Below are 25,490 nucleotides of genomic sequence, written 5' to 3'. Positions count from 1 at the left end.
GCGCTGTATCGAAATTCGAAACAGTTTGAGCCAATCTAGGCCATTGCAACACACCCATGCGGCCACATCTCCCACACAAGTGTTCGAGAGGAGAGCGACATGGGTAAGCTGGTGGATGGTGAGTGGATCACGGATGATGTGGTTCAAAACAAAGATGGCGGCGCATTCAATCGTCAGCCTTCATCCTTTCGGAACTGGATCACGTCAGATGGCGCGCCCGGCCCCACAGGGACCGGTGGCTTCAAAGCGGAAAGCGGCAGGTATCATCTCTATGTCTCTTATGCCTGTCCATGGGCCCACCGGACGCTGATTTTCCGCGCTCTGAAAGACCTGACGCAGCATATCGATATCTCTGTCGTTCATCCCGATATGTATGATGATGGCTGGACGTTTGACGACAGCTATCCCGGCGCAACAGGCGATACGTTGATGGGCAAGCGCTATGCCCGTGAGATTTATCAGGCGTCACAGCCTGACGTGACGGGTCGGGTCACGGTGCCGATCCTGTGGGACAAGCAGACGGCGCAGATCGTGTCGAACGAAAGCTCCGAGATCATCAGGATGTTCAACTCGGCATTCAATGATCTGACGGGCAACACTCTGGATTTCTGGCCAGAAGAGATGCGCGACGAAATCGAGGAAGTGAACGAGCGGATTTACCACACGCTCAACAACGGGGTGTACAAATCCGGCTTCGCTGGCTCACAGGCCGCCTACGACGCAGCGGTCGTCCCTCTGAGCGAGACGATGGACTGGCTCGAAAAGCGCCTCGCCACAAATCGCTATTTGATGGGCGCGCAGATAACCGAGGCGGACTGGCGCCTTGTCGTGACACTCTTCCGCTTCGACGCGGTCTATCACGGGCACTTCAAGTGCAACCGCGCCAAGCTGATCGAGTATCCAAACCTATGGGCCTACACGCGCGAACTCTATCAATGGCCGGGCGTGGCGGAGACCGTCAATCTGGACCACATCATCCGACATTATCACGTCAGCCATGAGAGCATTAATCCTTATCGGATCGTGCCGATCGGGCCGGAAATCGACTGGAACGAGCCGCACGGGCGCGACGCTGCGTAATCTGATCATCCACTCGGAAAAAATGAGGTGCGGCAGTTTGATCTTGCCCCCGCAAGAACCGCCGCACCCCACGGAACGACATCTGGACCATAGGTCCGGTACGGTTCTGCTGCACGAAATGCGGTAAAACGATACCGGTAATCTCAGATTTTTGCCATTCACACCCCAGCCCCCTGGGGTCCTGTATTGCTGACCGGTTTCACTGGCACATGTCAACGGTAGCCGATAAAACTTCGCAACAATTACACCTAAATTAGGACGCGGCCCGGATGGTGCAAGTCTCTCATCTTCATGGCGGCGACCTGATGCGCGCATCCGCGCTTTTCGGCGGCGAACCGGGCGCGTGGTTGGACCTGTCCACAGGCATAAATCCGGTGGCCTATCCGGTCGGGGACATTCCCCCGGCAGCGTGGACAGCCCTTCCAGACACACCCGCATACCAAGCCGTGATCGACGCGGCGAGGACCCTTTGGCATGTCCCTTCCGGGAAGGACGTGGTTCTGGCCTCGGGCGCAAGTGCCATCATCGCGGCCCTGCCCCGCATCCTGTCCGGAAAGACAGTCCGCGTTCTGGAACCCACCTATTCGGAACATGCAAAAGCCTTCGCGCAGGCGGGCTGGCTCGTGAATGATCCAGGCAATGCATCCGATGTGATCGTTGGCGTTCACCCAAACAATCCTGACGGCGCCTTGCGGCAAGAGAATGATTTTGAATCTGCCCCGTTGGCCATTGTGGACGAGAGTTTCGCGGATGTCGGCGTCGATAGCCTTGCGGCCATGCCACGACCGGCAATCGTGCTAAAGAGCTTTGGCAAGTTTTGGGGGCTGGCGGGCGTGCGCCTTGGATTCGCGATCTGTGATCCTGACCATGCAGAGGCGCTGCGCCAGGCCCTCGGCCCGTGGCACGCCTCCGGCCCTGCCTTGCACATCGCGGCGCGTGCGCTTTCGGACTTGGACTGGATCGCGCAAACCCGACGCCGCCTGCAGCAGGACGCGGACCGGCTGGATCAATTGGTCGAAACCTGTGGCGGACGCTGCATTGGCGGAACCACCCTCTTTCGGCTCTACGATGTCCGGGACGGCAGGGCATGGCAGGCAAAGCTTGCCCATCACCGCATCTGGACCCGGACCTTCGACTATGCGCCCGGCTGGCTGCGCATTGGGCTGCCCGCGCCTGGTGAAGATTTTGAGCGGTTGAAGAGGGCATTGGCATGATTGCCGTCCTCCTGATTGCGCTGATCCTCGATGCCATGTTTGGAGAGCCGGACGTTCTGTGGCACCGGATCCCGCACCCAGCTGCATTGATGGGACGTGCGGTCGGTGCCCTCGACAGGCAACTGAACAGCGGAAGCGCCCGCAAAGCGAAGGGTGTCGGTGCAGTGATGTTGCTGGTTCTTGGCGCTTGGCTGATCGGCTCCATCCTGGTGGCCGTGCCCGGCGTTCTCATCGAAGCGATTGTCGCCGCAATTCTGTTGGCACAGCGCAGCCTGAGTGAGCATGTCCTCGCCGTGGCAGACAGTCTTGATAAGGGACTGGACGCAGGGCGGCGTGCGGTTGCCATGATCGTCGGGCGAAAGACCGAGACGCTGGACCAATCGGGCATAGCCCGTTCGGCAATCGAGAGCGGCGCGGAGAACCTTTCAGACGGTGTCATCGCCCCGGCCTTCTGGTTTCTTGTCGGCGGCTTGCCGGGCCTTCTGATCTATAAGGTCGTAAACACCGCTGACAGCATGATTGGATACCGCACGCCACGCCACGCTGAATTTGGCTGGGCTGCTGCGCGGCTGGACGACGTGCTGAACCTGATCCCGGCCCGTCTGACGGCAGGACTGATTGCATTGGCCAGCGGCCAGCCACGTGCCGTGTGGTCCGTCGTCTGGGCAGATGCAGGCAAACACCGTTCCCCCAATGCGGGCTGGCCGGAAAGCGCCATGGCTGCAACGCTTGGCGTCGCCTTGTCCGGCCCCCGCCAATATGAGGAAGGTCCGTCGACTGATCCCTACCTGAACGCTTCGGGACAAAGAGAGCTCGACCACACGCATATTCGCGCAGCCGTGCGCATCATGTGGCGCAGCTGGGCCATCGGGCTGGGCGTGCTTTTCGTCCTTATGGTCTTGGCATAACGCCCAGTCCGGCAGAGCTGAGCGAGCTGACAAACAGTCTTTCGCCGACGATCAGACCTCCGGTGACGGTGTGCATACCGCCGTCAGGATCCTGCATCACGTCCAGCACTTCGCCGTTCGCGTCGATCCGCATCAGGATACCGTGCAACACGGGCTTGGGACGGACAGCCTCGGGCAACCGCCAGATCACATTGCGCAAGCCCGGATAAGGGCCCAGCATATCCGCGATCGCCCGGCGGGGAGAGACGATACCAACCCAGAACGTGCCATCGCCCTGCGCCTGAATGTTGTCCGGAAATCCCGGCAACGCGTCCAGAATGACCTCCGGTTCCCCCGGGCCATCGGCGCCCAGTGCGATCCGCCAAATCCGATAGCCACCGGTTTCCGCCAGAAGCAGAGCGCTTTCATCCGGGGTCAGTGCGATACCGTTTGCAAAGCTGAAGCCACGCGCCACCTCGGCAATCTCGCCATCTTTCCAGCTCCAGACCGACCCTGTCAGCCGATGCTCCCAAAGATCGATAACAGACGAGGCGAGGGTACCGCCCAAAGCTTCAGGGTCGTGCCGCCATGTCGAAACGCTGAAATAGACCGTTCCATCCGACGCAACATCGATCTGGTTGGCATAGCGCAGAGGAATACCGCCAATTTCATCCACCAGAACTTCGGAGCCGCCATCAGGGGTCCACCGCAGCAGGCCCAAATAGCTGTCTGCGATATAAAGCGCACCGTCGGGCCCGAACTCTAACCCAAGCGGTCGTCCGGCCAGTGGGCCGACGTAACTCAGTTCCAGCGCATCAGGCGCCATCCGCCACAGTCCGCCTTCAGCGGTCGTCGTCCAGATATCGCCATTCGGCCCGAGTGCCAGATCCTCTGGTCCGTGTTCCTCCCCCGGCACGAGAATATCGAGCGCGGCAAGATCGGGGTTTGGCTCGAACATGCCGGTCAGCCCCGGATCGTCCGACGCCTCCCACGCAACGGGCGCAATTCCAGTGGGCCAAAACGTCAGATAGACTGCGGCAAGAAACGCAAGAATGAGAAAGGCGGTATAGCGCACGAAGCGGTACATGATGGGGCACCCGGGCAATTGATGCCGCCTATGGTGGTCCGCGCGACTGTTGGGATCAAGCGTTCCGCTTGAAATGCTTTCGCAAAGTCACGACATGAGGTCGCACAAGTTGCGAAGGACCCCAGCCCGTATGACCCTGCCCGTCCGCCCCGATGTTCTCGACTTTCTGAGCACGAGACGATCCTCTCCTGCGCGTTTACTGGCAGGACCCGGCCCATCCCGCCCGGCGCTCGAAAACCTGTTGGGCATGGCCGTGCGCGTTCCCGACCACGGAAAGTTAGAACCTTGGCGGCTTACCGTGTTGGAGGGCGCAGCTCTTGAGCGCCTGGCCGCCATCACGCGCCGCAGGGGTAAGGATCTGGGCCATGCGCCGGACAAATTGGCCAAAGATGCGGACAGTTTTGAGAACAGCCCTGTCGTCGTCGCGGTGACAACCCGTGAAGTTCCCGGTGCAAAAGTCCCCGTCGTCGAACAACATCTGAGTGCCGGAGCCGTTTGCCTGAGCTTGGTCAATGCGGCACTTGCCAGCGGATGGGGGGCCAGCTGGCTGACCGGCTGGATGGCCTATGATCGGGCTTGGCTACATGAAGCGCTGGATCTGTCGGACCCGGACTTCGTGGCTGGTTTCATCCACATCGGCGCTGCCAGCCAGCGCGCGCCCGAACGGCCGCGCCCCGACCTTTCCGCGATCACCAATTGGATCACCGCATGAACACCGCCATTCTTCGCGCCCTGGATCAATTGGGCGACCCCCGCTTTCGCGGCGTCCTGATCAAGGCCATCCTGCTGACAATTGCAGTCCTTGTGGCGCTGTTTACCCTGGTAGGCTGGACGGTTTCAGGCGTCGACCCGTTCACCTTACCCTGGATTGGAGAGGTTGACCCCTCCGGCTGGCTGACCGGGCTGGCGATTGGCGCGATGCTGCTCGCCTCGGTCTTCCTGATGATCCCGGTTGCCTCGATCTGTATCGGGTTCTTCCTCGAAGATATCGCGGGCGCCGTCGAGGATCGGTATTATCCGTCGCTGCCAAAGGCCAATAAGCTCAGTGTCCCGGCTGCGATCATCGACTCCCTGCAATTCTTCGGGATTCTCGTGGCCGCGAACCTCGCCGCATTGATCATCTACATCTTTGTTGCGCCGCTCGCACCGTTCATCTTCTACATCGTGAACGGATATCTTCTGGGCCGCGAATATTTTCATCTCGTCGCACTGCGCCGCCTGCCGAAGAGAGAGGCCGTGGCGCTGCGCAAGGCGAACAAGGGCCGGATCTGGGTTATGGGCATCGCAATGGCGGTGCCACTATCGATTCCCATCCTGAACCTCATCATTCCCTTTGTCGGCGTTGCCGCCTACACGCATCTCTTCCACCAGTTGCGCGGGCGCGTGGCGGTGGACTGAAGACGCAAAACGCCCCGGCAGTGCTGGCCGGGGCGTCTGAAATGTCTGCAAAAGTAAGCGATTTAAAAAGATCGCTTAAGTGTTCTCTTCAATCCAACCTTGCAGGGCTGCTTTCGGTGCCGCGCCTGTCTTGTTCGAGACAACAGCACCGTCCTTGAACAGGAACAATGCCGGGATACCACGCACACCCAGCTGAGCCGGGGAGTTGGGGTTTTCGTCCACGTTGACCTTGGCGATCTTCACGCGCCCTTCATAGGCATCCGCAAGCTCTTCGAGCGCCGGGCCGATCTGCTTACACGGGCCGCACCATTCGGCCCAGAAATCAACCACGACCGGAATGTCGGACTTCAGAACGTCAGCCTCAAAGCTGTCATCGGTGACTTTGACGGTGGCCATAACCTGGCTCCTTTCAAGCAATATGATGTGCGCAATATCGCGTCAGGGGCCAAACCTAGGGAGCGGCCCCCGAAGGGTCAAGAGAGGCTCGGCCCAAGGCCGCGTTCACAAGGGCGTGCGGCACCTTCATCAAGGTCGCAGTTGCAGTCCACAGGACCGCAACCTCAAGCTTGGCAGGGGCGAACCTTGGCGCAAGAGCTGCGTGATAGGCACCAAGCTGGCGCAAAACGGCCTCTGGTACGGTCTCCGGGCTATCGGGCACCACGCGATTGGATTTGAAATCGACGATCAACACAGAGCCATCGGCGCGCGGAGCAATCCGGTCGATGCGCCCGCTCACCCGGTGTCCCGCAATCTCTCCGGCGACGGCGATCTCAGCCAGCGTATCTGGGCCGAACACGTCTGGATGTGCATCCAGCACGGCAATCGCCTCTGCAAGAAGCTCGGGCATGTCCGTCGCAAGCGTGGCCCCCATCTCGTCCCAGCGGGACCGGGGCAATGTGGGCAGCGTCTCAAGCAAGCTATGGATCGCGGTACCGCGCGCCATGGCCAGCTCTGAGGAATCGCCCTCACCGGGGAGTGCATGGGCCCCGCCAAGCGCAGAAGGCGAAAGCAGGGCCCGAGATTGCGCTGGGGGAACAGGCGGATGCATCAAGCTGGGCGCGACGTCGGCCTGATCGACTTGCTCCAACTGGCCCGCCGGGCCGTCGTCTGGCCAATGGTGCGACAGCGACAAGCCGAAGGGACGAACCTGATGCTCCATCTCCGCAAAAGCCGTCTCGACCATTTCATACCAGCCGCCTTTGCGCAGCCGGGCATCACCGGCACCCGCGATGATCAGGTGATGTTCCGCGCGCGTCAGCGCAACATAGAGCAGGCGCTCACTTTCCCGCTTGCGTTTTTCAGCGGCCAGTTCGCGCGCGGCGTTCACGGCATCTGGCCGCTCAGACCCGGCCCACACGGGCGTGTCCGCAACATTTGAGAGCGGTTCCGCCTGATTGCCTTGCCGCTTTGCAGTGTCAGGCAGAAACACGATCGGCGCTTCCAGACCCTTGGCCCCGTGAACCGTCATGACACGGACCTCACCCTGACCATCGGAGAGTTCACGCTTCACCTCAGTCTCGTCGCTGGCAAACCACTCCAGAAAACCTGTAAGCGTCGGAGGCTCGGTCGCCTCATATGCAATGGCCTGCGCCAGCAATTCATCCACCCCGTCGATCGCTTCCTGCCCCAGACGCTTCAAGATCTTGCGCCGCCCATCATGGCGCACCAGCACGCGCGACAGAAACTCGAAAGGCCTCAGGAAGTCGGACTGCCCGCGCAGATCTTGCAAAACGTCGTCAATTGGCTTGAGCGCGGGGACCTCTTGTAACTGCTGGATCAGCAGCGCGCCTTTGCGCCCATGCGCGATGCGGAACAACGTATCTTCATCCATCCCAAAGAGCGGGGACCGCAGCACCCCGGCCAATGCAAGATCGTCCTCAGGCGTCGTGACCCATTGCATCAGCGCCATCAGGTCCCGCACGGCAAGCTCTTCCCCCAGCTTCATGCGATCAGCACCGGACACGGCGACACCGGCCGCCTTCAACTCACGGATCAACGCGTGAAACAGGACACTGCGACGCTGGACGAGGATCAGAATGTCATCTGCCTGCACCGGCCGAACATGGTCGCCTCGCGGCAATGGATCACGCTCGCGGATCATCCGCGCAATCTCTGCCGCTATGTCCCGAGCAAGGGCGAGGTCTGCCCGCTCGTCCGAGGGGGCGTCCAGCGGGGTCCACCAGGGGGGGGCTTCTTCCGCCTCCTGCTTCTCTCGCCAGGTCCACAGGTCGACACGTCCGGGTTTGTCAGGATCGGTCGGCAGATGGGTAACGGGGCCGCTCACCGCGCCACGACCGGCGACGTCGAACACCTTATCAGTCAGCGCCAAGACAGGCGTGGCAGAGCGAAAGGAATAGGCCATTTCCACTTCGGCCAGTTTCGCACCGCTCTGGGCGATTTGAGAACCATAAGCTGCCCGCATTTCACCAAAGGCCCGCGGTTCTGCCCCCTGGAATGAATAGATCGACTGTTTCTCATCGCCGACGACAAAAATGGTCCGCGGTCGGTCGCGCGTGCTTTCGCCCGCGAAGAAATCCCCTGTCAGCGCCCGGATCACCTGCCATTGCAGCGGTGAGGTGTCTTGCGCCTCATCGACGAGCACATGCTCGATCCCGCCATCCAGCTTGTAGAGCACCCAGGCCGCGGCACCGCCCTGATCCTCATCCACGAGCTTGAGCACTTTTTCGATCAGATCGTCAAAGTCGAGCAGACCCCGCGCGTCCTTCTCGCCCTCATAGGCTGCGATATAGTCTTGAGCGAAGGCGTGAAGCGCATCAGTCCGCGCCAGCGTCAGCCGCGCGATACGTTCGGCCCGTGCCGCCTCCACCGCATCGCAAAGATCATTGATCGCGGCGATATCGCGGGCATCCAGTGAGGCCATCGTACCCTTATTGGCAAACTTGTCTCGTTTCGTCAGGTAGTCGCGCTTGTCTGTCTTCTTTTCAAACAACAACACCGACTCTGCCAATCGGTCCGCGCGCTCCGGTGTCGATGCGCACAAAATCGCCCTGACCTTGGGCAGAGCGGTCTTCTGTTCCGCCGGCGACCCAACGGCCTGCAACGCATCTGCCAGACGCTCCAACAGCGTCACCTCTTCGGGCCCAATCAGCGGCCCACCATTGCCACCGCCGCTCTCGAAGGCTGCGATCAACGCATCCCGGTCATAGCGACGACGAAAGGCCGCCCGCTCTGATCTGATAGCGGCCAGCAGTGCTTCAGGGCCGTCCCCGGGCAGATGAGCGGCCAAAGCGGTGAAGCTCCCCTCCGCCTGCGTCGCCAATGCGCTCAAGACAGTTTCGCGCAACTCTGCTTCCTGACGACTGTCCATTTCGCGAAACTGCGGGCTCACGCGCGCCTCCAGCGGGAAACGCCGCAGTACCGCCGCACAAAAGGCGTGGATCGTCTGGATTTTCAGCTCACCCGGTGTCTCCAATGCAGCCGCAAACAGACGGCGCGCGTTGGCAAGGCCTTCTACATGCACCTGCTGGTCTTCGCCCAGCGCGTGCAGCGCGTCCGACAAAGCTTCATCGTCCAACATCGACCATTCGCCCAAACGGGCGAACAGTCGGTTCTTCATCTCGGCAGCGGCTGCTTTGGTGTAGGTCAGGCAGAGGATGCTCTGCGGGTCTGCCCCATGCAGCAACAGCCGGGCCACGCGATCCGTCAGAACACGTGTCTTTCCCGAACCGGCATTCGCACCAACCCAAGCCGAGCCGAAGGGGAAGGACGCGCGGTTTTGCGCCGTCGCGGCGGATTGAACGCTCATCGGCCAACCTCCACCGTGACCGCCTCAACCTCGTCACCCCATTCCCCATAGCGCGACACCAGATCGTAGGTCGTCTCATAGTCCTTCATGAAGGCGGGACGGCTGCGTGGAGAGTAACCCTTGGCCGGATCGTCATAGGCATGGATGAGCGCGGGAAAGCGCGCGGCGACCTCAGCCAACTCTGGGCTACCATCGTCTAAAGCAACAATTTTCGTCGCCCGGTTCAGACCCAGATAGGCAACCTGCGCGACAGGCCGTCTGCCGATCCCCGTGAATCCACCCCTTTCAGCGATCAATTTTGTTAGCGGCAATTGCTGGGCAAAGGCTGCGATCTGCTTTTCGGAGGGTGGATCGCCGCTTTTGTAATCATAGATCCGGTACCGCTGATCGTCCGTCAGATCGAACCGATCCGCCCGGGCCGTCAGCGTGAAATTGATGTCATCAAATGTCCACCGGCCTTCGATTTCATAGCGAATTGGATGAGCATCAGATTGCCGGGCCAATTCATGTTCGCAGAGCGGGTCAGCGATTTGCATGAGGCGCGCGTGCCACAACACTTGTGCAGTGGCCCATGGTACCAACGCCGCGTGCATGCAGAGCGAGATCTCTTCCAGCGCCGCGCGCGCATCACCTGCAGGGTTCTGCTTCACCCATTCGGCCCAACGTTCCATGATCTTGTGAAGCACCGTGCCGCGCAGCCTCGCATCAGCCTCCTGCCCCGCACCGCTCAACGGATAGAGGCCCAGAACCTTTTGGGCATAGATGGCATAGGGATCGCGGATCAGCGCTTCGACCCGTGTGACCGCCAACTCCCGCGGGCGGGCTTTGAACGGTGGCGCAGGGGCTTCGCGGCGCGCCGGGACGGGCCAGGGTTGCGTGGGCCGGTCCAGCGCGTGGGCTTCACCCAGAAGCCGCGCCCCGCGTGCACGCGCGGATGACAGCGCATGCTCACCCGACGGGCCCAATCCCTTCACCAAATTCTCAAGCCGGATCAGCCAACGGCTCGCCACTGTTGGCGCCCCGTCAACCCGGACAGACCGCGTGACCAACACATCCGGTGCCGTGGCCGCCATCTGAAAATCATGTGCGGCAAGGCCGATTTCACGCTCTGGCAAGGGCAGGCCGAGGCGGGCGCGCATCTCCCGGTTCATCCACGGATCGGGGGACGGACGTGCGGGCCATGTGGCCTCGTTCAGCCCCCCCAGAATGATGAGATCCGCGTGCTGCATCCGCGCTTCGAGCGCGCCGAGAATCGAGACCCCGGGCCGGGCCAGAAAGCCCTCTTCACGTACGGGGGTTGTGCTGAACTCCGCCTCCAGCACAGACGCGATCTCTGCGTCCGACATCGGACCGGCCATCTCGCACGCGGTGCGGACAGCTTCGAAACTGCGCAGTGCTTCTTCGCCCGCCCGTTCCTGCCACAAAGGCGAGGAGCCATTATCGTAAGGCAGGCTCAACGCCTCGGCCGTGGCCCGCAATGCATCCAGCCCGGCCGCACAATCGCCCGCTCCACCTTCGGCCAAGGGCGCAAGCGCCGTCTGCAACCAGCCGACCCAATCGCGCGTCTCAGCATCCCGCCGCGCACCGGCCCACTCACGCAGCAACGCCCAATCAACCGTCGCTGTCGCCAACACATCCCTGTCAGTCTGCAGACCGCCCACGCGGCGCAGATGGGCGTTGCGGGTCTTTCCATCGCCCCCGACCAGTGGGTGCTTGAGCAGTTCGATCAGCCCCGAAGGTGTCATCTCTTGACCCAGATGCCGCCCCAGCAACCGCATCAGAACGCCCGGTGGTGTCAGGTGCAGCGGACGCCCCGCACTGTCATCCGGGACAATGCGCCACCGGTCGAGAGCGGAGGCGACACGACGCGACACGCTCCGGTCCGGTGTGACGAGGGCGACAGTGTGTCCCTGCTCCACCGCCTCGCGCATGGCAAAGGCGATCGCCTCGGCTTCTTCCCGTGGACCGGGTGCATCAAGCCAGCTGAACCCGTTCAATGCAGTGGCAATTTCCGGCTGGAGCGAGGGCGCCAGTGCAAGCCACTCATCTGTCACGGGCGCAGGACGCAATGCGACAGAGACAAGGCGCTGGCGCGCATTGTCCTCGACTGAAGCGGCCCAAAGCTGCGGCTGCGTCACGTCCAGCTGATTGATCACTTGCCGCAATCCGAACTGCGGATGATCGGCGGCAATTTTCCGGTCTGCGACAATCCGATCCGGCAGATGCGCATCATATCCCGGCAAAACGACAGCGCCCTGCGGCAGTTGCGCGACTGCGCGCATCAAAGCCTGCGTACCCACACGACTTCCGGTGGATCCTGCTATGATGATCGGGTCCTTGGGCGGGGTCTCTCTCCACTGATCGAGCAAGGCAATCTGAGCCAGCCGCGTCCGCTCTGCTGCATCCAGCATGCCGGCCTCTTCCTGCGCCCGCATCTCGGGCCAGGCCCGCACCAGCAGATCGACAAAGCGCAAAGAGGTTTGCCAATGCTCGGCCAGACCTGCAACATCGAGGGCGCTCAACTCCTCCGGCGACAGCCCGGCCTCCTGCAACTCGTCGAGCAGGCCACCCAAAGCGCGCGCCAGATCGAACCGAGCCGAGCGGGGGGCAAGATCCGGTTCCGCCCGCAACAACCCATCGACCAGCCGGGCAAGCCAGAACATGCGTCTGACATCGGGGATCGCGGCAGGTTGCGCGGATCGGTCAGCAAGGTCGCCCAAAACCTCGATACGGGGCAACAAACCATCAAAACGTGCATCGCGCACCATCCGGTCCTCAAGCACCCGCGCCGCCCGCCGGGTGTTGACAATCACCCGGACCCGCGCCCGCTGAATCGGACCGAGCGGCGCAAGCCGCTTGGCCAACCCGTCAAGGAAGCGTCCCGCAAAATCGCAACCGGGCGGCAGATGAAACAAGCGGGGCCCATCCTGCGGCTCAAACATCGGCATCGTCCATCATCCGGTTTGCCAGTTCGAGTCCCTCCGGCCTGCCGACATCAACCCAATCCGCGTCCAGAACCGTTCCAGACAATCTGCCATCCATGGCAAAGCGGTTCCAAAGAACATTGAGGGAAAAAGGCCCCCGCTCCATCTGTGTCAGCATTGCAGGGTTCAGCACCTGCAAACCACTATAGATAAAGGGGGCGTGATCCTGCGCTCCACGGCGCGTCAACTGGCCGTCGGGCTCTAAAAAGAAATCCCCCGCGCTCACCGAACCCTGCGCCCGCGATCGTGGCACCAGCAAAAGGCAGGCATCCGCCCGCGCGGGATCCCACGCCTTTGACAACGTCCCCCATGCATCTGCGCCCGGTGCCCACAGCGCATCTGGATTGGCGGTCAGGACCGGCCCCGGATCGAAGTGGCGCAATGCCGCCTGCAACCCGCCCCCCGTTTCCAGAATTTCAGGCTCATACGACAGGGTAACATCATCGCCGACCGCCGCTTCGACCTGATCCGCATGATAGTGGGTGTTTACCACAATGCGCGTCACGCCCGCCCGACGCAGCTGATCAATGGCACGTTGCAGCAACGATATACCCTTCACCTCTAGCAGTGGTTTCGGACGATTTGCGGTCAACGCTCCCATGCGCGTGCCGAAACCGGCGGCAAAGACCATGGCCTGCGACGGGAAGCTCACGACCGCGCCACCATTTGACCGCGAACTTCAGCCGTCGGCGCTGGCACATTTGCCGCAACCCAGGTGCGTAGCGGAGCAAGCGCGGGATGGGCGAGATCGCGCTGCAAATGCGCCCACACACGGGGCATCAGGTCAACATAGCCGGGCTTGCCGTCACGCCTGCAAAGGCGGGCAAAAATACCAAGGATCTTGATGTTTCGCTGTGCGCCCAAGATCGCATACTCACGCCGGAACGCGTCGGCCTCCACTCCTGTCGCCATGATATAGCGGTCGAGCATTGCCTTCTGAACAGGTTCTGACACATCCCGCCGGGCATCTTCGAGCAGCGAAACAAGATCATAGGCGCGATGCCCGATCAGCGCGTCTTGATAGTCGAGCAGACCAACAGCTCCTAACCCCGGACGCTCCCCAAGCCAGAGCAGGTTCTCTGCGTGATAGTCCCGCAAGACAGTGACCTCCGTCGCCAGCGGCGCACAAAGATCTTCAAACAGTTCCAAAAAGGCGCGTTCCGCTGCATCCGACACGGGGGCGCCTGCCGCTGGCAGATACCATTCAGTCAGCAATCGCAGCTCGCGCGCGTAGACCGTCCAATCGTAAGGTGCCAAATCCGGCGCGGAGGTGCGCTGGTGCAGGTCGACCAACAGATCGACGGCCGCGCAGTAAAGCGCTTGCTCCCCAATTTGCTCAACCACACGCGCGTAAAGGTCGTCACCCAAGTCTTCGAGCACCAAGAACCCGCGCTTTTCATCCTGTGCGGGTATGGCAGGGGCGCTATATCCCAGACCTCTCAGATAGTCTGTCATCTGCACGAACGGGCGCACATCCTCGCCCTTTTCAGGAGGCGCATCCATCACGACCAATGGCGGCTGCCCCGATAGCCTAAAATACTGCCGGTTCGATGCATCCCCCGCCAGCAGCGTGACATCGCGATCCCCATAGCCGCTGGCAGCGAGAAACGAGGCCAGTTCATCCTGTCGGGACATTCACATCCTCCAGCGCCTTTAGCGCTTGTGTCCAGGCCGGCCCGATTGCCTGAACAACCATCGTCCGCCGATCAGCCGCATCCTCATGGGGTATCAGGGTGATGTCCAGCACCCGCTCGGGTCGCAATTCGCCCAGACGCTCAGGCCATTCGATCAGGCAGATCGCATCCTGCATTGCATCGTCGAGACCGAGCTCGACCAACTCACCAGAATCGCCCAGACGATAAAGATCCATGTGCCAGATCGGACCGTTCCGCCCGGTATAGTCCTGCACCAGTGTGAAGGTCGGGGACGGCACCTCTTGCCCGTCGTGGGTCTGCGACCGAATGGCGGCTCGTGCGAAATGGCTTTTCCCCGCGCCAACAGGCCCATTGAGCAACACAACATCGCCCGGCCCCAACACTGCTGCGAGGGCAGAGGCGACGCTTGAGGTCGCATCCGCATCCGCCAATTCGTAAGTTACATCAGGGGGATTAGTCATACCCAACACCTAGCAGAGCAACCTGCGCGGTGAAAGTCGGCTTGCCCCTCTATCCTGCGGCAGAAATCGCGGGAACCACCGCGCTGTCCACCGGTTGAAGGGTGGTCAATGGTAGCAACACACGCATGCCCGCACCGCCTTCGGTGGTCAGCTCGACCGTTCCACCTTCGGCATCGACATAGCGGCGAAGCAAGGTTACGGGCAGCAACCCCTCAAGTCCGATTACATCGTTGTCTCGGGTCGCCAGAACGAGCTGCACAGATAGCACCACCTGATCATCAAGGCGGTCCGCGGCCAGCTGCATCGTCCCGCGGTTCCGTCCAATTTCACTCATGCTGAGCAACATGTTGAAAACAACCCGACGCATAAGGTCCGGCCTTTCGCAGCTAAGGGCCGAAAAATCGTCGCTGATCAGTGGGGGGGCGAGAACAATCAAATCGAAGAGGTGATCGTTCTGCCTCAGCACATCCTGCAAAACCTCGCCCGCGCCCGCTCCACCACAGCTGGACGGCATTGATGCATCTACAAGGGGTCCGCGGAACGTCGCCAACGTCGCACCGCCGCGCAGCTTTTGCAGCTTCATCACCACATCGGTCCGCAATGGCGCAAACAGGACCGTATCCACCTTACCGGCCCTTGAGATGAATCGGGTCATCCGTGCCACATCGAGAGACGCATCCTGAACAAACCGCTCATTGAGCCGGTCCAGAAACGCCGCAAAACGGGGCGGCAAGGCCTGTTCCAATGCTTCTTGCGAAAAGCGCTCAACCTCCGGCGCCGCATAGCGAACTGTCCCATCCATGTCGATGATGACACGCGGGGTTCCATCCAGTTCGAGCACCGCATCACGCATGTCACTTCGGGCGCGAAACTGTCGCTCCAACTCAAGATCCGTGGTGATATCGACGACCAGAAGGGCCATCGCCCCATGAGGGTGGGGCCGCGCCACCACGCGAAGGGTTCGGCCCGAGGGCTGCAGCCATTCCTCTTCATAGTGATCGGGATGCCCCGGTGTTCCCAAATGTAAAAGCGCATCGCGCCAGCTGCGGAAGTCGCTCTGATCGGGGATCGCGCGTCGCTCCCTCAAAGTGTTGAGCACGACCGCCAGACTGGGGCGCGCTGCCATCCACGCGGGATCGAGGCCCAAGAGGTGTGACAGCGCCGGATTGAAAAGCCCCAGCTCGCGATTGCGATCGAAAATCGCCAATCCAGTGGGCAGATGGGCGAACGTCTCCGTCAGTGTTTCGACAAAGCGGGAGAGGCTGTTTTCGGCATCAACAACCTTCTGCGCAGGCACCGCATAGCTCAACACCTCGTCCTGCATGTCCGGCACATGGGTGACCTCGAACCAGACTTTGCCATCAGGATGGTTCGTATCGTCCAAGCTGACCCGTTTCTGAAAGGCGTGCGCGATGCCCTCCGCATCGCGATCACAGGGCAATGCCATCAGCCGGGCGAGTAGGCTTTCCTCCCACCCAAGCCGCGCGAAAGCATCGACGTTCGACCAAATGACCCTCCCGTCCGCGGCCTGCCGCCATTGCAGTACCGGCGCACGACGAGCCAGATCCGACACGCGGTCAAAGGCGTCGCGGAAGCGTTGCGCCTGCACGACGGCGAGCTGCTCTCTTGCAGCGGTCCGCGTCACATCAAGAACAGACAGGCGAACCTGCCACCCATCAGGGTCAGCGCGAATGTCCAAGACCCTGTCATCTTTGGTGGGAAATTGTCGCGGTCCGGCCGGGGCCCGCCCCGGATCGACACTGTCGCGGATGAAGGCGTCGAAACCCGGCCCGTCGCTCAACAGAAGCGCTTGTGCAAGGTCACGGGCCGTACAGGACGCAGCCCCCAGCGCTTTACGCGCAACCTCGTTCAGCGCCTCGGCCTGACCGGCGCGAATAATGATAACCGCCTCGCGCACACCACAAACGCCTTGCGGATCAGACTGCTCGCGCGGCCGCTTCTGACCTCGCAGGCTCAGCACAACACAAACGGACAACAACAGCATGGCCAACCCAGAAGCACTCAGGGCAAGCAACTGCTGGCCGGCAAGACTCATGACGGCTTCCATATTCTCATTTCCTTCCAATAGCGCTGTTCACGCTGGCCCGGAAAAGGTTAACGCCGTGTTAAGATGTTGGATTGAGAGGATTGCGCGCCAGCCCGTGACGGCTGGGATCATCAAGAGGGGCGACCCGTGCGCGCGGCCAGACAACCTCCACCGTCGCGCCGGGTGGACGGGCAAAATCGGGCGTACCCAAATCACGCCGGGCGCGCCCCTGCTCGCTGCCATTTGCAAAGGTAAGCCGTGCGCCAGATCGCTCAAGCAAGGCCTTCGCGATGAAAAGGCCCAGGCCCATCCCCTCATATTCCCCACGGCGGATCTGTCGACGGCGCCGACCGACAAAGGGTTCTCCGATACGGCGCAGCAGATCAGGGGCATAGCCGGGTCCATCGTCCCCGACCACAATGCGCACAATGTCCGTATCCCAGGTGACGTCGACCCAGACATGGCCCTGCGCAAAATCCACACCATTCTGGATCAGATTGCGCAATCCGTGGATGATTTCGGGGGACCGACGCATGACGGGCTGATTGGGATTGTCGCTTCCATCCGCATCGCCCTCAAGCCGCAGCCAGACGCGCGGACCGCGATCCCGATGCGGTGCAGCAGCTTCGTCGATCAAAGTATAGATCGGGACGTGGCGCAGATGCAGATCCTCACGTCCTGCCTTGCCCATTTCTGCAAGGATCGTGCGGCATCGGTCCGCTTGGTCGCGGATCAGGCGCGCATCGTCCGCCAGGGCTGGATCGAACGTGTCACGATCCAGCTCGTCAACCAACTCGCTCGCGGCAAGCTTGATGGTGGCCAGCGGCGTGCCCAACTCATGCGCCGCAGCCGCCACCACGCCCCCAAGCGCCGCGAGCTGCTGTTCCCGCGCCAAAGCGCTCTGCGTCGCGATCAACGCGTCCGACATTGCGGCCGTGTCCGAACTGACACGCGCTGCGTAAATCCCGAAGAAACCGACCGCGATGGTCAACGACAGCCACATGCCAAACAGATAGACATCTGGAAGCGACAGCACCGTTCCATCCGCCATGCGCAGCGGAATGTACCAAACCAGCAAGATCGAACTAAGGAATACGGCGACCAGCCCCAGCATTGCTGTGATACGAAACGGCAGCGCCGTGGCCGCAATCATCACTGGGCCGACGATCAAGATCGAAAACGGGTTGGTCAGTCCGCCTGTCAGCAACAACAAAAGCGCCAGTTGGACAAGGTCGAACAGCATGACACCCGTGGTGTATCGCGACGACAGCCGCAGCGTCTCAGGCAATACGATCGCGGCAAGACCGTTGAGCGAGACCGAAAGCAGGATCAGTGCAAAGCAGGCAATTACGGGCAAGTCCATGCCCAGTGCCAGCCACCCGACCAGAACCGCCGCCGCCTGTCCCGCGATGGCGAGCCATCGCAGGTTCAGGACCGTGCGCAGTCGCAGCCCGTCTTCTTGTACGGCGACCGCGACACTCCCGGGCGAGGCCGGGATGTCAGCCATGGCGTAAGCCCCACATCAAGACATCCGCAGCCCGTGGGGAATGGGCCAACGGCAAATCATAGACTACCGCAAGGCGGGTCAATGCCTTCACATCAACATCGTGCGGCATGGGTGACAGCGGATCGATGAAAAAGATGATGGCGTCCATCCGATCTTCCGCAATCAACGCGCCGATCTGTTGATCGCCACCCAGCGGCCCACTCTTCAAAGCTGTGATATTCAGCTTTGGATAGGCGCCCTTCAAGCGACCGCCGGTCGTACCGGTGGCCGAGATTTCACATTGCTCAAGCGCATCGAGATGGCCGCCTGCCCACTCGATCAGCGCATCCTTCCGCGCGTCATGTGCGACGAGGGCCACCCGCAAAGGTGACCCGTGCATCGGCGAAGGGCTCAACCCGCAGAAGCCAGAAAGGCTGCCACTTCGGCCTGTCCGCTGCGCGCGCGATAGGACATGCGCGAGCGTGCCGAGCTGTCACCGGTGAATTCACGCAGGAAGCCAGTCGGGTCTTCGATATAGGCCGCGAGGTTTTCTTCCGTCCACACAAGACCTTGCTCCCCTGCCGCCACCAGCGACGGGCCATAGTTGAAACCATCAACCGTTCCGGCCTGCTGGCCGATGATGCCATAAAGATTGGGGCCTGTGCGGCCGCGCCCCGCAATATTCGTCCCATCGGGGGAGGTCACGACGTGGCAGGATTGGCACTGCCGAAATGTCGAGGCGTCCTGCGCGATCACAGGTGCCGTCGTCGCGGCAAGACCCAGTGCAGAAAGAGCGATTACGAGATTGCGAGACATTGATGTCCTCCCATGCGCGACGCCTTCGTCTTTGCAGGCGCCAGACCTAGTTATCATTAATATAGGTATACGCACGCAATGCGTCCATCGGACCACACCGCACCGCAATCAATTTTCGAAGAGCGTCCCGATCAATGCGATCAGGCGACAGCCCGAGCCAACGCACACTGGCTCCACAAGGAATGAAGCGCACCAACCAGTGCATCAATATCGCCGTCATCATGCAGCGGCGAAGGGGTAAAGCGCAGACGCTCGGTTCCCTTCGGCACCGTGGGATAGTTGATGGGCTGCACATAAATGCCGTGACGCTCCATCAGGAAATCAGCCAGCATCTTACATTTCACCGGATCCTTCACCATCACGGGGACGATGTGAGACGGATTGTCGAGATGCGGAATACCCGCCTGATCCAGCTTCGCCCGCAGTCGTGCGACCTGACGTTGCTGGCGCGCACGCAGGCCAGTGCCTTCTGCCCCTTTGAGGGTCTGGATGGACGCAACCGCACCTGCCGCAACCGCTGGCGGAAGGGCCGTGGTGAAGATGAAGCCGCTCGCAAAAGAACGAATGAAATCGACCAACTCGGTCGAGCCGGTGATATAGCCGCCAACGACACCAAAGGCCTTCCCCAAGGTGCCTTCGATCAGCGTCACCCGGTCCATCAGACCTTCACGCTCTGCGATCCCGCCACCGCGCGGACCGTACAAACCCACCGCATGAACTTCGTCCAGATAGCTCATCGCGCCGTACTGCTCGCACACGTCTAAGATTTCAGCGATCGGGGCGATGTCACCATCCATCGAGTAAACGGACTCAAAGGCAACAACCTTCGGCGCGTCAGGATCAAGATCGGCCAGCTTGCGTGCCAAATCCTCTGGATCATTATGCGCCCAGATGCGCTTTTCGCAGCGCGCATGACGAATGCCTTCGATCATCGAGGCGTGGTTGTAGCTATCGCTCAGGATCGTGCAGCCAGGCAGACGCGCGCCCAGTGTAGACAGCGCCGCCCAGTTCGACACATAGCCCGATGTGAAGAGCAGCGCGGCATCCTTGCCATGCAGATCGGCAAGCTCGTTCTCCAGCAGCACATGCGAGTGATTTGTGCCCGAAATATTGCGCGTGCCCCCCGCACCTGCCCCGCATTTGTCCAGCGCGTCATGCATGGCTTCCAGCACGTCAGGGTGTTGGCCCATGCCCAGATAGTCATTGCCGCACCAGACCGTGACTTCTTCCGCACCAGCGCCGTGGTTCTTGGCCCGCGGGAAGGCCCCGCGAAAGCGCTCAAGCTCTGCGAAGACACGGTAATTGCCCTCTGTCTTCAGTGCGTCGAGCTGCGTGCGAAAAAGCGCGTCGTAATCCATGCGTCGTCTCGTCCCTGATCGGTCTGCAGCTCATCTAGGCTATCGGCCAGTGCTTGGCCAGCGCCCGAACGCCGCACGTCTGAATGTTCATTGCGTCAAACCAGACGCTTGCGTCAAGTTTTAGAGCAATTCCAGACTTCACGACTTGATCAGGATCAAGTGACCGACGGTCAGAAGGGTTTGAAGATCACGAGCGTCAGCACCAGGACCAAACCCGCGGCCAAAGCAACGGTCAGGCCCGTTATCCGCGGCGTGATGGTGTATCCCGGATCTTCCGCCGCGCGTCGGATTTGCGCCGACAGCGCCCCATGCACCCCACTCAATAAGAAAACGACTGCCATCTTCGCACCCAGCCATGGTGCCGTCAGCCAGCCTCCCAATGTGGCGACCAGCAGGCCAAACGCCCAGACAGCGATCAAGCCGACCCCGCCGGATCGCAAATAGTACGGCCTCAAGACCGGCAAGGCCGCGCGGACGCGCCCCTCGGCCTTTGCGGCCAATAGCAGCGCACAGCCTCCAAGCATTGCGGTGGTCCAAAGCAGGACAGCGATCAGATGGAAAAGCTTTGCCAGTTCATACATCGCTCAATCCTCGCGCATTCAACTGTTGCGTAAGAAGGCGCTCGTTGAGGAACGTCCCAAAGGGGATCAGGGCCGCGCCCAACACGCGAACGATCCCCCCGAAGCTCCACCGCCCATCAAACACGGCCGCACAAGCCACATGGAAATAGAGGGTGAAGGCGACGCCATGAATGGGCCCCATGAGCCCGGTCGCTGTCTCGAAACCAAAGAGTCGCCTTGCGGGAACTGCGACGAACAGAAGCAACAGCAGGGTCGCCCCTTCGATGCGTCCCACGCGACGCAAAAGTCGCAATTCTGCACCTCGCCCCACCATAGCACCCTCAAAAGTAAATCTTCATTTACTCTTAGACCCACTTTGCGATTAAGTAAATAATGATTTACTACTCAGAGATGACTGAGCCGAAACCTTCACCAAATGGACGCCGCAAAACGACGATGGCGCGCCTTGTGGACGCTGGCCGCGCCGAGTTTTCGCGCAACGGGTTCGACCGCGCCAAGGTGCAGGACATCGCAGCAGCCGCAGGGGCAAATGTTGCCCTGATCAACCGGTATTTCGGCAGCAAACGCGGTCTCTTCATCGCTGTCATGCAACGCGAAGTGGCCGAGAAACAAACCGGTGATCTGCCTTATCCCCCGCAGCCGACGCTGGAGGCCGAGGCCCGATGCTGGTTCCGCCAGCGCTATGACGCTGATCGCGACGCCCGTGCCATGTTGCGGATCGTGGTGACCGAGGCGCTGACCAATCCCGAGATTCGCGATGACATGATGGCGGCCATCACGGACGAGCACGAAAGCAATATCGGCCAAAGGCTCCATGCCCTCCAGCGCGCCGGCGCAATTACAGATGACATCGAGGTGGCAGAGCTCTTGCGCATGATGCTGCTTGTCGCCTTCTCCTCCGCCTTCATGGAGGCTGAGCTGTTGAACGTGCCTGCGGACGATACGCGAAAGCTGGGAAATCACTTCGCGGAATCGCTGGGTGCGCGTTTTGGCGCCAAGCCATAAGTGTAAATCACGCTGGACACCGCCCCCACCCCTCCGCCATACCGGAGCCAGACAATGCTGGAGTCTTGCCAATGTCCGACAAACTGCTTCTTCGCGCCCTCGCAGGCGAGACGCTGCCAACCCCGCCCGTCTGGATGATGCGGCAGGCCGGACGGTACCTGCCGGAGTATCGCGCAACCCGCGCCCAGGCAGGCAGCTTTCTTGACCTGTGTTACACACCGGAACTGGCCGCAGAGGTTACGTTGCAGCCGATCCGCAAATACGCGTTCGACGCAGCGATCCTCTTTGCTGACATTTTGCTGGTGCCTCAGGCGCTTGGGGCGGATCTGACCTTCGTTCAGGGGGAGGGGCCACGCCTGTCGACAATCACCAGCGCGGATGATCTGGCCAGGCTGGGCCCCCTCGATGCCATTGATGAGGTGCTGTCACCGGTTTACGAGACCGTACGCATCCTGCGTCGTGAGTTGCCACCCGAGGTTCCGCTCATCGGCTTTGCCGGTGCGCCCTGGACCGTTGCCACCTACATGATCGCCGGTCGCGGCACACCCGATCAGGCCCCGGCGCGGCGCCTGATGTATGGTGACACCACCACATTCGAGGCGCTTCTGGACAAAATCACCGCTGCCACGATCCACTACCTTCTCAAGCAGGTCGAGGCCGGGGCCGAAGTCGTCAAGATCTTCGACAGTTGGGCTGGCGCCCTGCCCGGACCGGTCTTTGAGAAATATGCAATCGCACCTGGCAAGAAGATCGTCGATGCGCTGCGCGCAGAACACCCCGATTTGCCGATCATCGGCTTCCCGCGTGGCGCGGGCGGCAATTACGCCACCTTTGTCGAGCAGACGGGGGTGCAGGGCGTCGCACTTGATACCTCGGTCGATCCGGCCTGGGCGGCAAAACATGTTCAGCCCCATGCCTGCGTGCAGGGCAATCTCGACCCGCTGCTGCTGGTGCAAGGTGGCGAGGCGCTGACCAAGGCCACCAAGGACGTGGTCAAGGGCTTCTCGGGCGGTGCGCATATCTTCAATCTGGGCCACGGCATCACACCCGACGCCAGCCCGGACAATGTCCACCGTATGCTAGAGGCCGTGCGCGGCTAACCGCCGTGGCGAACCTTGTTCTGACCAAACTGGGCCGGTTCCGACCGGCCCTGACCCGCACGGGACCGCGCAACATCCACATCATGGCGCAGGAGGCGCGGCTCGAAGCCCTGTTGGCGGGGAAGCTTCTGTTTTTCGAGCGGTTGCGCACCCATGCCGAAAGCCTCGGAATACACGTTCACGCCTATGATTTGCGCGGTGGAGCCGCTCAGCTGGACCGGGCGCCAGACGACTTGCATCTCCTTGTGACAGATCGCCCCGGCTTCGCCCCTGGCACCCTTTTCACAACCCCGCATTACCTCAACGGGTATTGGTATTGCGATGAGGTCGCGACACGCCACAACTCCACCCTTCGGCTTCTTCCCTTCAACCCGGCAGAGATTGACGCAGAGGCCGCAAACGCCCTTCTCGAACGGCTCAAGCGAAAGTTCATCGGCAACAACCGCTCCAAATTCGATCAATCGCACCGCGACGAAAACCTGCCCAAAGACCTCATCGCGATCTTCACGCAAGAGATCCACCCGGCGGATCAGAACGTCATCCATGTGGACCTGATGACGATGATCGAGACAGTGCTGACCCATCGCGACGGGCGGCCCGTCTATATCAAGCCCCATCCATTGCAGTCAGATGCGGTCCGCAGGCAACTGATGCAGCACCACAATCCGGCCAATGGCGTTATTGTCGGGGACGCGTCGATCCACGACATCCTGGCGAACGCGTCGCTCTGCGTCACCCAAACCTCCGCCGTGGCCTTCGAAGGATTCGTGCACCAGGTGCCGGCCGTTCTGTGCGGCCAAACCGATTTTCACCACAACGGTGTGACGGCGCGCTCTGCCGGGCAGATTCCGCAAGCCATGGCAATGGCCACGGCACAAGACTGGCCTTATGCCGCCTATCTGTATTGGCATCTTGAGACGCAATGCCTGGCACCGCGCGCACCTGACTTCCTCGAACGGCTTTGCGCCCGGATCACGGCAAAGGGCTTCGATCTGCCGCCGCCGCGTTAACCCCTCATAAACCAATGTGCAGCAACGCTGCGCCATGCTCGACGCTGCGAATACCATTGCCCGCGCCTATACCGTCGCCTTTCAGGGGGTGGAGGCGCGCCCGGTTGAAATCCAGTGCGCGCTTACACCGGGTATGCCGTCTTTCTCCCTCGTCGGATTGCCCGACAAAGCGGTCAGTGAGGCGAAGGAACGTGTGCGCTCTGCGATGACGGCCATGGGCCTCGCGCTGCCCGCCAAGCGGATCACGATCAATCTCTCCCCTGCCGATCTTCCAAAGGAGGGATCGCATTTCGATCTGCCCATCGCGCTCTGCCTACTGGCCGCAATGGACGTCATCCCGCGGGAAGAGGCCGCACGGCATGTCGCCTTGGGCGAACTCTCCCTCGACGGCAGTACAGTGAAAGTGACCGGCGCCCTGCCCGCCGCCGTCGCGGCAGCAGAGCTTGAATGCGACCTGATCTGTCCCGAGGCGTGCGGGGCAGAGGCCGCGTGGGTCGGGGCCGTGCAGGTGCTCGCCGCACCCAGCCTGCTCGCCCTCGTCAACCATTTTGCCGGGCGCATGACCCTGCCGCCCGCAGAACCAGGTTTGATTTCAGACGACACGCCGATTGCAGACATGGCCGATGTGAAAGGGCAAGAGCGGGCGCGCCGCGCGTTGGAAATTGCGGCCGCCGGTCGTCACCACATCATCATGGTGGGTGAGCCGGGATCGGGCAAATCCATGCTGGCCGCACGGCTGCCCGGCCTCCTGCCGGACCTTACAGCCGCCGAAGCGCTCGAAACCTCGATGATCCACAGCCTTGCGGGCCTGATCGAGGATGGTGGCATCTCGCCCCGCAGGCCCATTCGCACACCCCATCATACGGCCAGCATGGCCGCAATCGTCGGCGGAGGGCGTCGCGCCGGACCCGGAGAGATCAGCCTTGCGCATAATGGCGTGCTCTTCATGGACGAGTTTCCAGAATATCCACGGCAGGTGCTCGAGACACTCCGCCAGCCCGTCGAAACTGGCGACGTGGTCGTGGCCCGCGCAAACGCGCATGTGCGCTATCCCTGTCGTTTCATGCTGGTCGCAGCCGCAAATCCGTGCCGCTGCGGCTATCTGCCCGATCCGTCGCGCGCCTGCGCCAAGGCCCCGATTTGTGGCCATGACTACCTATCCCGCATCTCTGGCCCTCTGATGGACCGGTTCGATCTGCGCATTGACGTGGCCCCCGTCGCGGTCGCCGATCTGGCCGGGGCAAAGCAGGGGGAGCCGTCGGCCCCCATCGCCCAGCGCGTGGCGCAGGCCCGCGCCCTGCAGGCGCAACGATTTGCCGACCACGCGGAGTTGACCACCAATGCGGATGCAGAGGGTGATCTGCTCGACCAGATCGCCACCCCGGATGCAGAGGGCCAGGCCCTGCTGGCCCAAATCGCAGAGACACACCGCCTGACCGCCCGCGGCTATCACCGGATTCTGCGGGTCGCCCGCACCATCGCTGACCTCGCGGGGCAAGCGCAGGTCTCACGCGATCATATTGCAGAGGCTGTCGCCTATCGCCTCAACATCTGA

General features: G+C 61.6%; 23 protein-coding genes. 9 read left to right on the top strand and 14 right to left on the bottom strand.

Features of this window, described 5'->3' with window-relative positions:
- The first annotated feature begins 99 nt into the window (after positions 1-99).
- The 3 genes from POI8812_RS15720 (at position 100) to cbiB (ending at position 3,202) form a co-directional block, all read left to right on the top strand.
- Positions 100-1,080, top strand: coding sequence for a glutathione S-transferase family protein (locus tag POI8812_RS15720; RefSeq protein WP_108783550.1), 981 nt, complete (start codon positions 100-102; stop codon positions 1,078-1,080).
- 269 nt (positions 1,081-1,349) lie between these two features.
- The gene (locus tag POI8812_RS15715; RefSeq protein ID WP_108783549.1) at positions 1,350-2,294 is read left to right on the top strand and encodes an aminotransferase class I/II-fold pyridoxal phosphate-dependent enzyme; all 945 of its coding nucleotides are present in this window, start codon (positions 1,350-1,352) and stop codon (positions 2,292-2,294) included.
- Positions 2,291-3,202 (top strand): adenosylcobinamide-phosphate synthase CbiB, encoded by a 912-nt coding sequence (gene cbiB / locus POI8812_RS15710; RefSeq protein WP_108783548.1) that lies wholly within the window; start codon positions 2,291-2,293, stop codon positions 3,200-3,202. The genes POI8812_RS15715 and cbiB overlap by 4 nt, the downstream gene beginning before the upstream one ends.
- Here cbiB and POI8812_RS15705 read toward each other — a convergent pair.
- Positions 3,186-4,268: an SMP-30/gluconolactonase/LRE family protein gene (locus tag POI8812_RS15705; protein ID WP_108783547.1), complete on the bottom strand. Its 1,083-nt coding sequence runs from the start codon at positions 4,266-4,268 to the stop codon at positions 3,186-3,188. The genes cbiB and POI8812_RS15705 overlap by 17 nt on opposite strands.
- 130 nt (positions 4,269-4,398) lie before the next feature.
- Here POI8812_RS15705 and POI8812_RS15700 point away from each other — a divergent pair, with 130 nt between their 5' ends.
- Together POI8812_RS15700 and POI8812_RS15695 are read left to right on the top strand one after the other, a co-directional pair.
- Positions 4,399-4,980 (top strand): nitroreductase family protein, encoded by a 582-nt coding sequence (locus POI8812_RS15700; protein ID WP_108783546.1) that lies wholly within the window; start codon positions 4,399-4,401, stop codon positions 4,978-4,980.
- On the top strand, positions 4,977-5,666 hold the full coding sequence (locus tag POI8812_RS15695) for an EI24 domain-containing protein (RefSeq protein WP_108783545.1): 690 nt from the start codon (positions 4,977-4,979) through the stop codon (positions 5,664-5,666). The genes POI8812_RS15700 and POI8812_RS15695 overlap by 4 nt, the downstream gene beginning before the upstream one ends.
- A gap of 75 nt (positions 5,667-5,741) precedes the next feature.
- Here the strand turns inward: POI8812_RS15695 and trxA are convergent, their stop codons facing one another.
- From trxA to POI8812_RS15630, 13 genes are all read right to left on the bottom strand, one after another.
- Positions 5,742-6,062 (bottom strand): thioredoxin, encoded by a 321-nt coding sequence (gene trxA / locus POI8812_RS15690; RefSeq protein WP_108783544.1) that lies wholly within the window; start codon positions 6,060-6,062, stop codon positions 5,742-5,744.
- A gap of 55 nt (positions 6,063-6,117) precedes the next feature.
- On the bottom strand, positions 6,118-9,432 hold the full coding sequence (gene addA, locus POI8812_RS15685; protein ID WP_108783543.1) for a double-strand break repair helicase AddA: 3,315 nt from the start codon (positions 9,430-9,432) through the stop codon (positions 6,118-6,120).
- Positions 9,429-12,374 carry a double-strand break repair protein AddB gene (gene addB / locus POI8812_RS15680; RefSeq protein WP_162844986.1) on the bottom strand — a complete coding sequence of 982 codons (2,946 nt, stop codon included), beginning with the start codon at positions 12,372-12,374 and terminating at the stop codon, positions 9,429-9,431. Before addB ends, addA begins: the two co-directional genes overlap by 4 nt.
- Positions 12,367-13,068: a nucleotidyltransferase family protein gene (locus POI8812_RS15675; protein ID WP_245895444.1), complete on the bottom strand. Its 702-nt coding sequence runs from the start codon at positions 13,066-13,068 to the stop codon at positions 12,367-12,369. Before POI8812_RS15675 ends, addB begins: the two co-directional genes overlap by 8 nt.
- Positions 13,065-14,051: an aminoglycoside phosphotransferase family protein gene (locus POI8812_RS15670; RefSeq protein ID WP_108783540.1), complete on the bottom strand. Its 987-nt coding sequence runs from the start codon at positions 14,049-14,051 to the stop codon at positions 13,065-13,067. The genes POI8812_RS15675 and POI8812_RS15670 overlap by 4 nt, the downstream gene beginning before the upstream one ends.
- Complete coding sequence (gene tsaE / locus POI8812_RS15665; RefSeq protein ID WP_108783539.1) at positions 14,035-14,532, bottom strand: tRNA (adenosine(37)-N6)-threonylcarbamoyltransferase complex ATPase subunit type 1 TsaE; 498 nt, start codon at positions 14,530-14,532, stop codon at positions 14,035-14,037. Before tsaE ends, POI8812_RS15670 begins: the two co-directional genes overlap by 17 nt.
- A gap of 49 nt (positions 14,533-14,581) precedes the next feature.
- Complete coding sequence (locus POI8812_RS15660) at positions 14,582-16,600, bottom strand: PAS-domain containing protein (protein ID WP_108783538.1); 2,019 nt, start codon at positions 16,598-16,600, stop codon at positions 14,582-14,584.
- Positions 16,601-16,658: 58 nt separating this feature from the next.
- Complete coding sequence (gene regB, locus POI8812_RS15655) at positions 16,659-18,086, bottom strand: sensor histidine kinase RegB (RefSeq protein WP_108783537.1); 1,428 nt, start codon at positions 18,084-18,086, stop codon at positions 16,659-16,661.
- On the bottom strand, positions 18,079-18,465 hold the full coding sequence (locus tag POI8812_RS15650; RefSeq protein WP_108783536.1) for a methylglyoxal synthase: 387 nt from the start codon (positions 18,463-18,465) through the stop codon (positions 18,079-18,081). Before POI8812_RS15650 ends, regB begins: the two co-directional genes overlap by 8 nt.
- A gap of 11 nt (positions 18,466-18,476) precedes the next feature.
- On the bottom strand, positions 18,477-18,881 hold the full coding sequence (locus POI8812_RS15645) for a c-type cytochrome (RefSeq protein WP_108783535.1): 405 nt from the start codon (positions 18,879-18,881) through the stop codon (positions 18,477-18,479).
- A gap of 140 nt (positions 18,882-19,021) precedes the next feature.
- Entirely contained in the window at positions 19,022-20,239 is a 1,218-nt protein-coding gene (hemA, locus tag POI8812_RS15640; protein WP_108783534.1) for a 5-aminolevulinate synthase, read from the bottom strand.
- Positions 20,240-20,409: 170 nt separating this feature from the next.
- The gene (locus POI8812_RS15635) at positions 20,410-20,820 is read right to left on the bottom strand and encodes a CopD family protein (RefSeq protein WP_108783533.1); all 411 of its coding nucleotides are present in this window, start codon (positions 20,818-20,820) and stop codon (positions 20,410-20,412) included.
- Entirely contained in the window at positions 20,813-21,133 is a 321-nt protein-coding gene (locus POI8812_RS15630; RefSeq protein ID WP_211310415.1) for a DUF3817 domain-containing protein, read from the bottom strand. Before POI8812_RS15630 ends, POI8812_RS15635 begins: the two co-directional genes overlap by 8 nt.
- A gap of 59 nt (positions 21,134-21,192) precedes the next feature.
- On the opposite strand from POI8812_RS15630, the gene POI8812_RS15625 reads away from it, so the two are divergent.
- The 4 genes from POI8812_RS15625 to POI8812_RS15610 all read left to right on the top strand — a co-directional run bounded on the left by POI8812_RS15625 (position 21,193) and on the right by POI8812_RS15610 (position 25,490).
- Positions 21,193-21,825 carry a TetR/AcrR family transcriptional regulator gene (locus tag POI8812_RS15625; protein WP_108783532.1) on the top strand — a complete coding sequence of 211 codons (633 nt, stop codon included), beginning with the start codon at positions 21,193-21,195 and terminating at the stop codon, positions 21,823-21,825.
- Positions 21,826-21,896: 71 nt separating this feature from the next.
- A complete protein-coding gene (hemE, locus tag POI8812_RS15620; protein WP_108783531.1) occupies positions 21,897-22,925 on the top strand; it encodes a uroporphyrinogen decarboxylase in 1,029 nt (342 codons plus the stop codon).
- Positions 22,926-22,930: 5 nt separating this feature from the next.
- Entirely contained in the window at positions 22,931-23,935 is a 1,005-nt protein-coding gene (locus tag POI8812_RS15615; RefSeq protein ID WP_108783530.1) for a capsular polysaccharide export protein, LipB/KpsS family, read from the top strand.
- A gap of 34 nt (positions 23,936-23,969) precedes the next feature.
- Complete coding sequence (locus POI8812_RS15610; RefSeq protein ID WP_108783529.1) at positions 23,970-25,490, top strand: YifB family Mg chelatase-like AAA ATPase; 1,521 nt, start codon at positions 23,970-23,972, stop codon at positions 25,488-25,490.

This window comes from Pontivivens insulae (assembly GCF_900302495.1).
GTDB classification, from domain to species: Bacteria; Pseudomonadota; Alphaproteobacteria; order Rhodobacterales; family Rhodobacteraceae; genus Pontivivens; species Pontivivens insulae.
This window is presented reverse-complemented; position numbering and strand designations above follow the sequence as displayed.

Coding starts and splice junctions, on each gene's coding strand:
- POI8812_RS15660 (WP_108783538.1), bottom strand. CDS start 16,600: ATGGAAGCCGTCATGAGTCTTGCCGGCCAGCAGTTGCTTGCCCTGAGT.
- POI8812_RS15715 (WP_108783549.1), top strand. CDS start 1,350: ATGGTGCAAGTCTCTCATCTTCATGGCGGCGACCTGATGCGCGCATCC.
- POI8812_RS15610 (WP_108783529.1), top strand. CDS start 23,970: ATGCTCGACGCTGCGAATACCATTGCCCGCGCCTATACCGTCGCCTTT.
- hemE (WP_108783531.1), top strand. CDS start 21,897: ATGTCCGACAAACTGCTTCTTCGCGCCCTCGCAGGCGAGACGCTGCCA.
- POI8812_RS15720 (WP_108783550.1), top strand. CDS start 100: ATGGGTAAGCTGGTGGATGGTGAGTGGATCACGGATGATGTGGTTCAA.
- addB (WP_162844986.1), bottom strand. CDS start 12,374: ATGTTTGAGCCGCAGGATGGGCCCCGCTTGTTTCATCTGCCGCCCGGT.
- cbiB (WP_108783548.1), top strand. CDS start 2,291: ATGATTGCCGTCCTCCTGATTGCGCTGATCCTCGATGCCATGTTTGGA.
- POI8812_RS15700 (WP_108783546.1), top strand. CDS start 4,399: ATGACCCTGCCCGTCCGCCCCGATGTTCTCGACTTTCTGAGCACGAGA.
- POI8812_RS15630 (WP_211310415.1), bottom strand. CDS start 21,133: ATGGTGGGGCGAGGTGCAGAATTGCGACTTTTGCGTCGCGTGGGACGC.
- regB (WP_108783537.1), bottom strand. CDS start 18,086: ATGGCTGACATCCCGGCCTCGCCCGGGAGTGTCGCGGTCGCCGTACAA.
- trxA (WP_108783544.1), bottom strand. CDS start 6,062: ATGGCCACCGTCAAAGTCACCGATGACAGCTTTGAGGCTGACGTTCTG.
- POI8812_RS15670 (WP_108783540.1), bottom strand. CDS start 14,051: ATGTCCCGACAGGATGAACTGGCCTCGTTTCTCGCTGCCAGCGGCTAT.
- POI8812_RS15650 (WP_108783536.1), bottom strand. CDS start 18,465: ATGCACGGGTCACCTTTGCGGGTGGCCCTCGTCGCACATGACGCGCGG.
- tsaE (WP_108783539.1), bottom strand. CDS start 14,532: ATGACTAATCCCCCTGATGTAACTTACGAATTGGCGGATGCGGATGCG.
- POI8812_RS15695 (WP_108783545.1), top strand. CDS start 4,977: ATGAACACCGCCATTCTTCGCGCCCTGGATCAATTGGGCGACCCCCGC.
- hemA (WP_108783534.1), bottom strand. CDS start 20,239: ATGGATTACGACGCGCTTTTTCGCACGCAGCTCGACGCACTGAAGACA.
- addA (WP_108783543.1), bottom strand. CDS start 9,432: ATGAGCGTTCAATCCGCCGCGACGGCGCAAAACCGCGCGTCCTTCCCC.
- POI8812_RS15625 (WP_108783532.1), top strand. CDS start 21,193: ATGATTTACTACTCAGAGATGACTGAGCCGAAACCTTCACCAAATGGA.
- POI8812_RS15705 (WP_108783547.1), bottom strand. CDS start 4,268: ATGTACCGCTTCGTGCGCTATACCGCCTTTCTCATTCTTGCGTTTCTT.
- POI8812_RS15635 (WP_108783533.1), bottom strand. CDS start 20,820: ATGTATGAACTGGCAAAGCTTTTCCATCTGATCGCTGTCCTGCTTTGG.
- POI8812_RS15645 (WP_108783535.1), bottom strand. CDS start 18,881: ATGTCTCGCAATCTCGTAATCGCTCTTTCTGCACTGGGTCTTGCCGCG.